This window comes from Flavobacterium sp. C3NV (assembly GCF_046825355.2).
GTDB lineage: Bacteria > Bacteroidota > Bacteroidia > Flavobacteriales > Flavobacteriaceae > Flavobacterium.
Map to the genome: position 1 here is coordinate 318,718 of NZ_JBKQBJ020000001.1, position 14,431 is coordinate 333,148.

The 14,431-nt window shown below is 35.9% G+C and carries 8 protein-coding genes; 6 read left to right on the forward strand and 2 right to left on the reverse strand.

Translation table 11 applies throughout. The features are described 5' to 3' along the window. The first annotated feature begins 7 nt into the window (after positions 1–7). From ACIDC4_RS01310 to ACIDC4_RS01320, 3 genes are read left to right on the forward strand one after another with little or no spacing between them, the layout of a single operon-like run. Positions 8–2,302 carry a TonB-dependent siderophore receptor gene (locus ACIDC4_RS01310; protein ID WP_412043307.1) on the forward strand — a complete coding sequence of 765 codons (2,295 nt, stop codon included), beginning with the start codon at positions 8–10 and terminating at the stop codon, positions 2,300–2,302. A 5-nt stretch (positions 2,303–2,307) separates the two neighbouring features. Further along, entirely contained in the window at positions 2,308–3,759 is a 1,452-nt protein-coding gene (locus ACIDC4_RS01315; RefSeq protein ID WP_412043308.1) for an ABC transporter permease, read from the forward strand. Between the two features lies 1 nt (position 3,760). Then, complete coding sequence (locus tag ACIDC4_RS01320; protein ID WP_412043309.1) at positions 3,761–5,107, forward strand: DUF3526 domain-containing protein; 1,347 nt, start codon at positions 3,761–3,763, stop codon at positions 5,105–5,107. 150 nt (positions 5,108–5,257) lie between these two features. On the opposite strand, the gene ACIDC4_RS01325 is transcribed toward ACIDC4_RS01320, so the two are convergent. Both ACIDC4_RS01325 and ACIDC4_RS01330 read right to left on the reverse strand, forming a co-directional pair. Then, on the reverse strand, positions 5,258–7,186 hold the full coding sequence (locus ACIDC4_RS01325; protein WP_412043310.1) for a glycoside hydrolase family 97 protein: 1,929 nt from the start codon (positions 7,184–7,186) through the stop codon (positions 5,258–5,260). A 214-nt stretch (positions 7,187–7,400) separates the two neighbouring features. Then, entirely contained in the window at positions 7,401–8,426 is a 1,026-nt protein-coding gene (locus ACIDC4_RS01330) for an aldose epimerase family protein (protein WP_412043311.1), read from the reverse strand. A gap of 137 nt (positions 8,427–8,563) precedes the next feature. On the opposite strand from ACIDC4_RS01330, the gene ACIDC4_RS01335 reads away from it, so the two are divergent. The 3 genes from ACIDC4_RS01335 (at position 8,564) to ACIDC4_RS01345 (ending at position 14,340) form a co-directional block, all read left to right on the forward strand. Then, the gene (locus ACIDC4_RS01335; protein ID WP_412043312.1) at positions 8,564–9,472 is read left to right on the forward strand and encodes an AraC family transcriptional regulator; all 909 of its coding nucleotides are present in this window, start codon (positions 8,564–8,566) and stop codon (positions 9,470–9,472) included. Positions 9,473–9,600: 128 nt separating this feature from the next. After that, positions 9,601–11,010: a sugar porter family MFS transporter gene (locus ACIDC4_RS01340; protein WP_412043313.1), complete on the forward strand. Its 1,410-nt coding sequence runs from the start codon at positions 9,601–9,603 to the stop codon at positions 11,008–11,010. 18 nt (positions 11,011–11,028) lie between these two features. Further along, positions 11,029–14,340 (forward strand): DUF5107 domain-containing protein, encoded by a 3,312-nt coding sequence (locus ACIDC4_RS01345; protein WP_412043314.1) that lies wholly within the window; start codon positions 11,029–11,031, stop codon positions 14,338–14,340. Positions 14,341–14,431: the final 91 nt, after the last annotated feature.

Genomic DNA, 14,431 nt, shown 5'->3' on the forward strand with positions numbered 1-14,431 from the left:
ACATAAAATGAAACATATATATCCTTTCATATTTTTAATCATTGGTACTCAATGCGTACAATCTCAAATCATTAACAAAAAAACCAAAGACAGCATTGCACCAGACTCCGTAAAAGTGGCCAGAAATGAATTACAAACAGTTGAAATTGTTGGTCGTTCGTCAAAAAAGTACAATAGTGATTACTCGTTTGCTGCCACCAAAACCGCAGCATTAAACAAGGATATTCCGCAATCTATATCGACAATTACCAAAGAATTAATTGCTGATAAAGGTGCTTTTTATCTTGCCGATGCCGTAAAAATGGCCAGTGGCGTAATCCCTGCAAGTTATTACAATCAGTACACGATTCGCGGTATCAGTCAAAATGAAGAAGGACAGATCATCAACGGAATGCGAACGCGTCAATATTACTTTTTACAGCCTTTAACTACCAATATCGAACGTGTTGAAGTGATTAAAGGTCCGTCGAGTGCCACATTTTCTTCTGTAGATCCGGGCGGAAGCATCAATTTGGTGACTAAAAAACCTTTATCTATTGATCGAAAAGAAGTTAGTCTGAGTGTGGGGAGTTTTAGTACTTTCCGCGGAAGCTTAGATTTTACAGGACCTCTTAACGAATCTAAAACTCTTTTGTATCGTGTAAACGGAGCGTATCAGGAAGCCAAATCATTTCGTGATTTAGTGAATAATAAGTCGTTTTTGATTTCTCCATCTTTCAGTTATATTCCAAATGAAAAAACGGCGATTAACACTGAATTGATATTGAGTGACATGACCGGAATTCTCGATCGTGGTCAGCCTATTTTTGGTGCGGTTGCAGGAGTTACGAATTTAAATAAAACACCAATTAGTCTAAATCTGGGCGCTCCCAGTGATTTTTTCAAGTCGAAAGAAATGATTTTTACGACGAGTTTTGCCCATAAATTCAGTTCTAAAATAGGTTTTAATGCCCAATACATGAAACAATCCTGGACAGAAGATCTTCAGGAACACAGAACGACAAACGGTTTTGCGGTTGATATGAACAATCAGCCTGTAACCAGTCTGGCCATGATGCAATTTGTGCAACGCCAGCAATATTGGGATATCGATAATTTGAGTGCGTATTTTAATTTCGATCTAAAAACCGGAAAAATCAAACATAAACTATTGGCTGGATACGATTTAAGTTCCTGGAATAAAACAAAGGGCGGCGGACAAAATGCAGCAAGAGGTTATGTATTAAAAGACGGAACTGTAGCGAGTACTTTTGTTCCGGCAAACGCTGCCAATTATCAAACGACGACGATTGATGGTGTGCTTTTACCAAAACCCAATGTCAATTATTTCAATCTGAATAATCCAGCGTATACCATTACAAGCGCAGATGATTATACCTTAAATGTTAGAACAGCGCTGCCATCAGCATTGACAACGACAAATGCCATTTATATTCAGGATCAGATTCAGTGGGAGCAATTTACTTTTTTACTGGGTTTGCGAAACGAATGGTTTGAAGACATTACCAATTATGAATCCAACAATGAATTGACGGTTAAAAAGTCGGCTTTATTGCCTCGCGTGGGTGTCACTTATGCCATTAACAATGAAATTAATGTCTACACAACTTATCTTGAAGGTTATCAGCCACAATCGAATACGGTGACTTTGATGCCACAAACGGGGTCTTTACCTGCCGGAAGTTTGTTTGATCCGCTTGAAAGTAATTTGAAAGAAGTGGGTTTAAAAGCGACTTTCTTCAATAATTCGATGAGTTTTAATGCCGCTGTTTACGAGATCAATCAGCGTAATATTTTGATGAATGCCAATGATCCGGTCAATCCCGATTTACTGGTTACCAGAGGTGCTGAAAGAAGTCGTGGTTTCGAGTGTGATCTGGCAGGTTATATCACGGCCGACTGGCAAATAAATGCTTCGTACAGTTATATCGATGCCAAAATTACAAACGATCGCGATGCTTCGCTAATTGGTGCCCGAAAGCAAAATACACCAAAAAACAGCGCCAATTTATGGACGCGTTATAATTTCAATTCCGATTCGGGTTTGAAGGATTTAGGAATTGGTTTTGGCATGCAATACCAGAGCAGCAAAGTGCCGTGGTTTACAAGAGCTTTTACTCTTCCTGATTTTACCGTTTTTGATGCCGCTGTTTATTACAAACCCAACAAAAGCAATATGCAAATTGCGCTTAATGCGGGTAACGTATTCAATAAAACATATTGGTTAGGTGCTCAGAATTACCTGAGATTATTTCCCGGTGCTCCCAGAAATTTTAGCCTGACTGTAACTTATAAATTTTAATTGGTATGAAATCACTACACACAGAAATTTTAATCGCCAAACATTTAAAGAACTCCGTTTTTAAGAATACGGCAGTTTTTATTATCACCCTTTTTATTGGGATAATTTTACTTTATGCTGCGTTTTCAGGTTGGGAAAATTACAGCAATCAAAACGAAACCAGCGAAAAATACCAGCACGAATCCAGAGAAGACTGGTTGAAAAATCCAGACAAAAACCCGCATCGAATGGCGCATTACGGGAATTTTGCCTTCAGAAAAAGTACACCTCTCAGTGTTTTTGAATTTGGAATGGAACCGTTTTTCGGGAATGCCATTTTTCTTGAAGCGCACAAACAAAATACCGCCAATTTCTCTGAAGCAGGATTTTCGAACAGTATGCTTCGATTTGGAGAAATAAGTATTGCTATGGTTTTACAAATTTTATTGCCGTTATTGATATTTTTCTTAGGTTTTAATGCGGTCGCAGCCGAAAGAGAAGACGGAACTTTAAAATTGCTTTTAAGTCAGGGAATTAGCTGGAAACAATTATTAAGAGGTAAAATACTCGGAATTGCCGGCGTGATCATGATTCTTTTTGTTCCCACAATTATTGTATTGGTTTTGATCTGGTTATTACTTCAGAATTTTAGCATTTCTGCTGATGAAACCATCAAAATGCTGTTGTTTATTTTGTTTCATTTTGTTTATCTGATTTTCTTTTGCATCATTGCCGTTTTAGTTTCTGCATCAAGCAAAACATCAAAAAAAGCATTGATTTCATTGATTGGAATTTGGCTGGTTTTTACCATTATTTTACCAAGAACCACTCAGGCAATTGGAGCATATATTTTTGAAGCGCCATCGAAAATCCAGTTTCAGAGCGATATCGAAAAAGATATTCTAAAACAAGGAGATAGTCATAATCCGAATGATTTGCATTATAAAGCCATTAAGGATTCCCTTTTAAGTGTTTACAAAGTCGATTCGGTACAAAAACTTCCTTTCAATTATTCCGGATTTATTATGACCGAAGGCGAAAAAATAAGCTCCAGAATATACAATCAGCATTTAGAAAAATTACTTCAGGTTTATGAAAAGCAGAATAGTTTTTCTAAAACCGTTTCTTTCTTAAATCCCTATATCGCCATAAAAAACGTATCGATGGGATTATCGAATACAGATTATGATTCGTATATCGATTTTCAAAAACAAGCCGAGGATTATCGCTACAACATGGCGCAAAAAATGAATGGTTTGCAGGTAAAATACATCAGTAATAAAAAGCCCGGACCTAATGACAAACCTTTAACAATCAATAAAGAACATTGGGCTGATGTAGCCGAATTTCACTATGAGCCAAAAGGAATTCTGGAGGTTCTAAAATCCGAAATTGTTTCTGTTATTTCTATAATTCTCTGGATAATAATGCTTTTTGTTTTGATTCGAATTGCAGCTAAAAACCTTAAAGCCATTTAATATGTTAGTATTACTTTTTAAAAATTTCATACGATCTAAAGGAACCAAAATTGGACTGATTTTCCTTTTAGTAATTTGTTTTATAAGCCTTTTAATTGGACAACAATTTCAGCAAAAGCAACAAAATAACATCAAAGAAGCAGCACTTTATCAAAAAGAACATATTGCCCGAAATGCTGCTTTTCATAAAGACGAAATGGGGCTTCTGCTCTATTATATTAAATTTTCGCTGGTTAATGCAGCTTTGCCCGTTAATAGTCTGGCAATTGGTCAGCGAGATGTAAACCCGTCGATACAAAGTGTTACAATTCGTGGTTTAGAAGGTCAGAAATACGATTCGGAACTTAATAATCCTAATAATCTTTTGTCCGGAAATATCGACTTTAGCTTTGTTTTGATTTATCTTTTTCCGCTTTTAATCATTGCGTTTTCTTATAATCTGGTTTCAGAAGAAAAAGAAAGCGGCACCTGGAAAATTGTGGTAACTCAAAGTCAAAACACTTTTTTTTATATTCTGAAGTTGTTTTATATCCGTATTTTAAGTCTGATTGTACTTTTAACGATCGTGCTTTTTATAGCCATCCTGTTTTTGAATATTCCGTTAAACCAGTCACTTTTTACATTTTACGGGCTCGGAATTCTGTACATTCTTTTTTGGTTTGCTATCAGCTTTTTCATTGTTTCCTTACAAAAGAATTCCAACTTTAATGCTGTTATTTTATTAACGATTTGGTTGTTTATGATTATTATTTTACCAGCCGTAATCAATACTTATATTGTCAATAAATTCCCAATTCCCGAAGCTTTGGAACTAACGGTAAAACAACGAAATGCCTATCATGAAAAATGGGATATGGATAAAAAAATAACGATGGATAAATTCTACAATCATTATCCGCAATTTAAAACTTATCCTTTGCCGGATAAAGAATTCAGCTGGCTTTGGTATTATGCCATGCAACAAGCAGGTGATGACGATTCGGCGAAACAATCTCAGGAATTAGAGCATAAATTACAACAACGCAATAAAGCGAGTCAGCTTATCGCGCAATTTATTCCTACTTTGCATACGCAGCTTCAACTGAACGAAATTGCCCAATCAGACTTAGGAAATCAGCTTTTGTTTTTGAAAGAAACAAAGCAATTTCACGAAAAAATGCGCTTGTATTTTTATCCAAAAATCTTTGATAATGCCGATGTTAATAAAGAAAACTGGTCAAAATTTAAAGTAGAAACGTTTCATGATCCGTCAGAAATTAGTTTTGCAAAAGCCTTTTTGCCTTTACTATTTTTCAATTTATTATTGATTGGTTTTGGATGGCGAAATTTTAATCGTAAGGTTATTTAACCGCGCAAGTTTTTTTACCGCAAAGTGCGCAAGGTTTTTACGCAAAGTTCGCAAAGCTATTTCTACATATAGCTTTGCGAACTTTGCGTTTTATAAAATCCTGCATAGCAAAAAACTTTGCGTGCTTTGCGGTTAAAAAAAAAAACTTACTTACTTTATAAACTGAATAATAAATCCGCCTTTAGGAGCTAAATTATATTTCCAGTTTGAAGTTATCGGATACGTTTCCACTTTAAATTCCATTAAAGGATCTTTTCCTTCGGAGATAACTCTGAATTTCGAAAAACCTTTACCGTATTTTTTAAGATCTATAGAAATTGGCTCTGCTGCATTTGTACCATTTATCCCTACGATATAAGAAAGATTGTCTTTCTGACGTGATAAAACAATCGTTTTCCCTGGATCTGCAATTATATATTCTGTTTTATCCCAGGTTGCAGGCATCTCTTTCAATAAATTCTTAAGCGCATCAGGAAGTGAATTAAAAACTTCTTCAGAATCAGCAAAATGAATAACTCCTGAAGTATAAATCATCGCCATTGCCAACTCATGAACTGCTGTATTCAAACGTGTGTATTTTCTAAAAGTCAATGCAAATGGCGTATAATCTGCAGGTCCGGCTACATTTCTTGTAAACGGTAATACCGTATTTTGTTCTGCTGCTTTTTCAGGAAATCTTGGCTCATAAAAATAACTTTCTGTTCCTAAAATAGCTTCTGCCGTTACAAAATTAGGCCATGTTCTGTGCCATCCTCTTGGTATTGTTGTACCGTGTAAGTTTACCAATAAATGTTCTTTGGCGGCATCTTCAAAAACACCTTGCAACGCTGCCATAACCTCTTGACGATCTGAACACCAAAAATCTATTTTAACACCTTTCACTCCCATTTGAGCCAATTCTTTAAACCTATTTTTTCTTTTTTGCGAATCAAAATATTCTGCCGAATATCCCCAAACTAATGGCTGAACTCCTTTAGACAAAGCATAATCAATAATTTTTCCTTCTTTATTCGCCTTTTCCCATCCGGCATCAAAAAGCGTATATCTGAATCCAAACGAAGCCGAAACATCCGTAAACTTATTATACATTTCAGGCGTGAAATCTTCAGGGTGTGACCACCAAGACCAAGCCGCTTTTCCCGGTACAATCCATGAAGTATCTTCAATTTTAGAGGCCGGAGCCAAATCGGTAATCATCGTCGACAGTAATATATCTCCAGCTTTATCACCAATCATGATCACTCTCCAAGGCATTGTCCATGGTAAATTTGATTCAGGATAAGCTTCTTTATCCGGTAAAGGCAGGGTAAATTTTTCATCTTTTTTAGCGAATGCGATATTGTAAATTCCGCCTTTAGAATCGGGTTGCAAATGACATCCCGGAAATGTGCCATCTGCTCCTGATTCTGCAATCAGCACCCAGTTTTTAGTACTATTTACATTAAAAAGCGCTGGCATACACCAACCCACAGATTCATTTCGTGCACCACTTATTGGATCGCCCGACTTTACATTAACATAAAAATCTTCATAACCCGGCGTATAATCTCCAGACTTATTGTACGGTTGAAGCCAGCCTTTTGCATTTTGTTCGATATGAAATCCTGTAATTTCATTGGTAACCACTCTCTTTTGTGGCTCTTTGTCAGTGAATTTATATCTAAAAGCAACGCCTTCTGAGCCTGCAATTATATCTATTGTCATTAAACCGCCTTGTTTATTTTTGAATGTTATGCTTTTACTTTTAAAGACATGATCTGCGACTTTATTATTAGCCACTTTAAGCTCATACTTTTCACGTTTTTCTTCAATAGCTGAAACTTTTACAACTGATAAACCAGATGTAAAATCATTGTTTTCTAAACTCAGACCAAGCGGAGAATCTAAAATTATGGTTTTATCCTTGCGGGTAACGTTATAAGACAGCTTTCCTCCTTCGCCCAAAGACAAGGTGATTTTATTTGAATTATCTTTAGATTTCAGATCAAGTCCTTCGTTTTGTGCTTTAACGCTGACCTGTGCAAAAAACATTGCAGGAAGCAGCAAACTTAAAGAGCGATGAATAAACATTTTTTTCATTTATATAGTTTTTAGAGATTAGTTTTTAAAGTTTTATTGGTTAAACCGTTGGGTATAATCATTTTTAACACATAGAAACATAGATTTATATTGCGCATAAAAAGGCATTTCATTTTGCATTAATGCACATAGCTATGTGTTAAGAAATATGTTTCTTTTTTATCATCTTATTTTACGCCTAAAATCTATGTTTCTATGTGTTAAATGTTTTTTTTTAGAGTAAAATAGTGTCAAAAGCATAAGTAATCGTTTCGTTATAAACTTGTCCTGTTTGGAATATTGTATTGGGAAAATTGGCATGATTAGGACTATCCGGATAATATTGGCATTCTAAACAAAGTCCGTCAAAAGCTTTGTAATTTTTTGAATGTTCTCCAATTGTTTCGCTATTTAAATAATCTCCGGTATACAATTGCACGCCCGGATATGAAGTGTAAACGCGCATTAATCGTCCTGATTTTTCATCGAACAATTCGCAAACCGCATTTTCATTTGCCGAAATTCTATCAAAAACATAATAGATATTCAGTCCGTTATTTTGCATAACATCGGTTAGTTTATAATTAAAAAACAAATAATTATCTGCGGAAATAATTTTTCCAGTCGGAATATAATCCGGAGTACTTTCGAGAATTTTAGTCGACTGAATATTCAGTTTATGATGGTGTATTTTTTCGGCGCAGGCCGATAAATTAAAATAGGAATGATTGGTAAAATTGAGCGGTGTTGGTTCATCGGCTACAGCCAAAAATTCAATTTTAAGTTCGTTTTTATCTGTCCATTTATAAATAACTTTTGCGCTTACATTTCCGGGAAAACCGCCTTCTTCATTTTTACTTTCTAAAGTGAAAATCACAGAATCTTCGTTTACACTAAAATCTAAAACTTTAGTATTAAATCCGGCAGAACCGCTATGATTGTTGTTTTTACCGTCATTTTTATCGAGATAATAGGTTTTATTTTCGATCGAAAACTCGGCATTATTGATTCTGTTGGCAAAACGCCCAACCGTTGCTCCTATATAAGACGTATCTTTTAAATATCCTTCTAAAGTCGGAAATCCAAGAACCACATTTTCTTTCTTTCCATTTTTATCCGGCACAACTATGGATTTTACTATGGCACCATAATTAAGCAGTTCAACGGAATTTCCGTGAATATTTTTTAGTTTGAATTTAAAGATTTCTTTGCCATCACAAACCCCAAAAGGTTCGTATACAATCTTATTAATAGGATTCATATTGTTTTAAAAAAGAGATTGAAAACATCATTGTTATTCTAATGTTTCAAATGTAATCCTGATTATTTTCATCAAAATGGACATTTTTTCTAAAAACATGGATTAAATTACGATATTTGAAAAATAGATTCTAAAAAATGAAGAATTCATCACAAAAGGAAAAGATAAAAGTAAAAGAGGGCTTTTTAGGACAACGCATGATTGTGATTCCTAAAAACATACTTTCGGAAATAAAAAATAACGGACTTATATCAAGTTTGTATTTTACCGATATTGGCGTTTTCCCAAATGCAAGCCATCACTCGATGAAACGCAAACACGGAAGCAAACAATATATATTGATTTATTGTTATAAAGGTGAAGGCATTATTAGTAAAGAAAATAAAACCATAACGCTCAAAGCGAATACCTTTTATATAATACCACCGGAAGTGGCCCATGATTATTATGCTTTAAAACAAAATCCGTGGAGTATTTATTGGCTGCATTTTACGGGACCACAAGCACCACATTTCTACGAAAAATTCATCACCGAATTTCCGGACACAGCGCCCCAATTATCGCTGGAAGAAAGACGTATCGAACTTTTTGAAAACATCCTCGATGTTATGGAAGACGGCTACAGCGCCAGCAATCTCGAATATGCCAATCTCTCGTTATGGCAATTACTGAACGCTTTTTTATATGAGCGATTTTTCATCAAAAAAAACAGGATATTTTCAGAGGATAATACTATTGAGTCCGCAATTGATTACATGAAAAAGCATTTGGATTTATCCTTAAAAATCAATGATGTAGCGGCTTATTTCAATTACTCATCGTCACACTTTTTTACCTTGTTTAAGAAGCAAACCGGCTATTCGCCCATACATTATTTCAACTATTTAAAAATGCAGAAAGCCTGTCAATATCTAAGCTTCACTACTATGAGTATTAAGGAAATCAGCTTTACTTTGGGGTTTAATGATCCGTTGTATTTCTCTCGTTTGTTCAAAAAAATAATGAGTACTTCGCCCATACAATATCGCACCGAATACAAGCAGTAGCGCAATTGTTTTCGTATTTTAGAATAAACATAAAAAAAATCGTATTATAGTCCATCTATTCAAAAAAAATATCCATAAATCAAAGGTTCCTATTCCGCTAATTTTACAAAAGCTATTAAAACCTTTTTATGAAAAATTATAATTATACCTTTTTACTATCAATTAGCCTTGTCGCAGCATTGGGTGGTTTACTCTTTGGTTACGACTGGGTTGTAATAGGTGGTGCAAAACCATTTTACGAAATTTATTTTGGCATTTCAAATTCTCCGGCTTTACAAGGCTGGGCAATGAGTAGTGCACTTGTGGGCTGTGTTGCGGGAGCTGCTGTTGCCGGAAAACTGGCAGACAGTTACGGAAGACGTCCTATGTTGATCGCTGCCGCAGTATTATTCTCTATATCGGCGATTGGAACCGGAGCGTCAGAAACTTTTACGATCTTTATTATCTGGAGAATTATTGGCGGAATCGGAATTGGGATTGCATCGACAATTTCCCCTTTATATATTGCCGAAATCGCGCCTCAGGAAACCCGCGGACTTTTTGTATCGATCAACCAACTTACCGTAGTTATTGGTATTCTTGCCGCGCAAATTACCAATATGTTGATTACCGAGGTTATTCCGGCTGGTTATTCTCACGCTGAAATTCTGGCTTCCTGGAACGGACAAACCGGTTGGAGATGGATGTTTTGGGCAGGATTTTTCCCCGCAGTTTTATTCTTTATTCTAATGTTTTTAATTCCGGAAAGCCCGAGATATTTGGCTAAAAAAGGAAATTATGATTCGGCAGAAAATACCCTTACTAAAATTGGAGGCTTGGCTTACGCCAAAGAAGCTTCGGTAAAAATAAAAGAAACGTTCTCTCATGAAACCGAAAAAACCGATTTCAGAATGCTGTTGGACAAAAAAGCTTTACCAATTCTAACAATTGGGATTGTTCTCGCTGCTTTCCAACAATGGTGCGGTATCAATATCATTTTCAACTACGCTCAGGAAATCTTTGTTTCGGCGGGTTACAGCATCAATGATTTGTTTATGAATATTGTAATTACCGGAAGTATCAACTTGATTTTTACGTTGGTTGCGATGGGTACAGTAGACAAAATTGGACGTAAAAAACTGATGCTTTTCGGTTCCGGCGCACTTGCTGTAATCTATGCTTTATTGGGTTATTTTTATTATACTAATGTTACCGGTTTCCCTTTATTATTACTGGTATTACTGGCGATTGCAATCTACGCCATGTCCCTTGCTCCTATTACCTGGGTGATTTTATCAGAAATTTTCCCTAACCGAATCAGAGGTGTTGCGATGTCAGTTGCCACATTTGCGCTCTGGATCGCCTCTGCACTTTTAGTACAAACCTTCCCTATTTTCAACGAATATCTGGGTACGTCTGGCACTTTCTGGTTGTACGGAATTATCTGTGCCTTAGGATTTGTGTTTGTATTTAGAAAACTTCCTGAAACCAAAAACAAAAGTCTCGAAGAGATTGAAGAGCTGATGGTTTCTGATAAAAAATCAAAGAATATTCTATAATTTAAATTTCATTACATCATGCAAAAAGTAAATGTTTGGAAGGAAAAAATAATCCTGCCAACCTATGAGGTGGGCAAACCTGAAAAAAATCCTGTATTTATTGAAAAAAGAGTATATCAGGGAAGTAACGGATCTGTATACCCGTATCCGGTTATTGAAAAAATCGCAGACGAAAAAATCGATAAAGAATATCAAGCCGTTTATCTTGAAAATGAGTTTGTTAAAATAATGATCCTGCCTGAACTTGGCGGGCGCGTTCATATGGCGTATGATAAAACCAAAGAACGTCATTTTGTATATTACAATCAGGTGGTAAAACCGGCTTTGGTTGGACTTACAGGTCCGTGGATTTCGGGAGGAATCGAATTTAACTGGCCGCAACACCACAGACCAACAACTTTTGATCCTGTTGATTTTACGATTGAAGAACACGAAGACGGAAGTGCAACGGTTTGGTGCAGCGAAGTCGAGCGTATGTTTAGAACCAAAGGTATGGCGGGTTTCCGATTGTATCCAGACAAAGCGTATCTGGAAATTAAAGTGCAATTGTACAATAGAACTTCGTTTCCTCAAACTTTTTTATGGTGGGCCAATCCTGCTGTTAAGGTAAACGATGATTATCAATCAGTTTTTCCGCCGGATGTGAATGCTGTTTTTGATCATGGTAAACGTGATGTATCTTCTTTCCCGATTGCGAAAGGAACGTATTATAAAGTCGATTATTCGCCGGGAACTGATATTTCCCGATATAAAAACATTCCTGTTCCAACGTCATATATGGCGATTGCATCCAAATATAATTTTGTGGGCGGATATGAAAATGATTCGAAAGGCGGATTATTGCACGTCGCCAATCATCATGTTTCTCCGGGAAAAAAACAATGGACTTGGGGTCACGGCGATTTTGGCCGTGCCTGGGATCGTAATCTTACCGATGAAGATGGTCCGTATATCGAATTGATGTGTGGAGTTTACACGGATAACCAGCCTGATTTTACGTGGATTATGCCGGGTGAACAAAAAGATTTTACACAATATTTTATGCCTTATCGTGATTTAGGTATCGTAAAAAACGCGACCAAAAATGCGATGGTTAATCTGGAAAGTATCAATAACAAATTGGTTATAAAAGCTTATACAACGGGCGTTTATCCAAATACAACAGTTACTTTAAAGAATAATGATACAGTTTTATTCCAAAAACAATATGATGCTTCGCCGTACAATTCATTCGAAGAAACGATTGATTTTGAAAATACCTCTTTAGAAGGATTATCGATTTCAGTAACTGATGCTGATAATAAAGTTTTGGTAGACTGGATGTATGAAGGACAAAATGAAGACGAAATTCCGGAAGCTGCAAAACCTGCTCTTGCTCCGGAAGATATTGAAAATAACGAACAATTATTCCTTACAGCACAACATTTAGAACAATACAGACACGCGACTTATAGCCCGATTCCGTATTATGAAGAAGCAATCAAACGTGATTCTGGCGATATTCGTTCGAATAATGCGATGGGATTATGGTTGATGCGCAGAGCAAAGTTTGAAGAAGCCGAACCTTATTTTAGAGCAGCTATTAAAACATTGACACAACGAAATCCAAATCCGTATGAAGGAGAAGCTTATTTCAATCTGGGATTGTGTCTGAAATATCAAAATAAAAACAAAGAAGCTTACGATGCTTTCTACAAATCAACGTGGAATGCGGCCTGGCAAAATCAAGGTTATTTTTATGTAGCACAATTGGATGCTTTAAATGGTGATTATGAATTGGCATTGGCACACATTAAAAAAGCGATTTCTAAAAATACCGAAGATCATAAAGCGCTTCATTTGCAAGTGGCTTTTCTTAGAAAGTTAAATCAACAAGAAAAAGCACTTCAATTGGCGAATACTTATTTAGAAAATGATTGTTTCAATTTTGGATTGCTTTACGAGAAATACCTTTTAAGCAATAACAAAAAAGACCTTGCGTATTTCAACTCATTGATCAGAAATAATATTCATACGTATGTAGAATATGCTTTAGATTATGCCGCGGCTGGTTTATACAACGAAGCGGTAAATTTATTATCTGAAGGTTTAAAAGACAAAGAAACGTACCCAATTGCGTGGTATTATGCGGGTTCATTTTATGAGAAATTAAATGATTTCGGTCAAGCCGAAGAATGCTTCAAAATGGCTTCTCAGGCAAAACCGGATTATTGTTTCCCAAATCAGATCGAAGCTGCTTTAGTACTTCAAAATGTAATTAAAAAACAAACTAATGATGCAAAAGCGTTGTATTATTTAGGAAACTTTTGGTACGCTTCTAAGTTTTATGACGATGCTATTTCTTGCTGGGAGCAATCTGTTGCGATCGATGATAGCTTCCCAACGGTGCTTCGTAATTTGGCTTTGGCGTATTACAATAAATTAGAAAATGAACAAAAAGCACTTGCAAGTTTAGAAAAGGCATTCTCATTAGATTTGGAAGATTCCAGAATTTTAATGGAATTAGATCAATTGTACAAACGTTTGAACAGAGATTTAGTTTTTAGACTGGCTTTCTTAGAAAAACATCTGGAATTGGTGATTCAGCGTGATGATGTTTACTTAGAAAGAGTGGCTTTATACAATCTTTTAGGAAAACACGACAAAGCGTTAACGTTACTACAAAACCGAATTTTCCATCCGTGGGAAGGCGGCGAAGGAAAAGTAAGCGGACAATATCTTGTTTCTTTAACCGAAATTGCCAAACAGCAAATTTCAGAAGGAAATTACGATAAAGCGATCGAGCTTTTGGAACAAGCGCAAACGTATCCTGATAATTTAGGTGAAGGAAAATTACCTGGCGCTCAGGAAAATGATATTCATTATTGGTTGGGTGTTGCTTTCGAAAAGAAAAACAATCCTGAACAAGCTAAAAACTGGTGGAACAAAGCAACACAAGGATTAGATGAACCAACGGCAGCGATTTTCTATAACGATCAGCAACCGGATAAAATTTTCTATCAGGGCTTGGCTTTCTTAAAATTAAACCAGCAATCTGAAGCGGATAAACGTTTTGAAAAATTAGTCGCTTACGCTAAAAAACACCTAAACGATCATGTTACAATCGACTATTTTGCAGTATCGCTTCCGGATCTTATGATTTGGGAAGATGATTTAGACAAACGAAATAAAATTCACTGTTTGTACATGCAGGGATTAGGGCTTTTAGGCTTGGATAAAAAAGCGGAAGCTGAGGAAGTTTTTGAAAGCGTTTTATCTGAAGAGAAAAGTCATTCAGGAGTTACAATACATTTGTCTTTATTGAAGAATGAAGAATCCGATTCTGTTTAAGTTAGTAGTTTAAATATTAGATCTGATAGGTTTTGAAAACCTGTCAGATCTTTGGAAACAAAAAAGGTCTGATGATTAATTTCATCAAACT

Excerpts from the sequence above, each read along its gene's own strand:
- ACIDC4_RS01335 (WP_412043312.1), top strand. The coding sequence starts at position 8,564 with ATGAAGAATTCATCACAAAAGGAAAAGATAAAAGTAAAAGAGGGCTTT.
- ACIDC4_RS01345 (WP_412043314.1), top strand. The coding sequence starts at position 11,029 with ATGCAAAAAGTAAATGTTTGGAAGGAAAAAATAATCCTGCCAACCTAT.
- ACIDC4_RS01325 (WP_412043310.1), bottom strand. The coding sequence starts at position 7,186 with ATGAAAAAAATGTTTATTCATCGCTCTTTAAGTTTGCTGCTTCCTGCA.
- ACIDC4_RS01320 (WP_412043309.1), top strand. The coding sequence starts at position 3,761 with ATGTTAGTATTACTTTTTAAAAATTTCATACGATCTAAAGGAACCAAA.
- ACIDC4_RS01315 (WP_412043308.1), top strand. The coding sequence starts at position 2,308 with ATGAAATCACTACACACAGAAATTTTAATCGCCAAACATTTAAAGAAC.
- ACIDC4_RS01310 (WP_412043307.1), top strand. The coding sequence starts at position 8 with ATGAAACATATATATCCTTTCATATTTTTAATCATTGGTACTCAATGC.
- ACIDC4_RS01340 (WP_412043313.1), top strand. The coding sequence starts at position 9,601 with ATGAAAAATTATAATTATACCTTTTTACTATCAATTAGCCTTGTCGCA.
- ACIDC4_RS01330 (WP_412043311.1), bottom strand. The coding sequence starts at position 8,426 with ATGAATCCTATTAATAAGATTGTATACGAACCTTTTGGGGTTTGTGAT.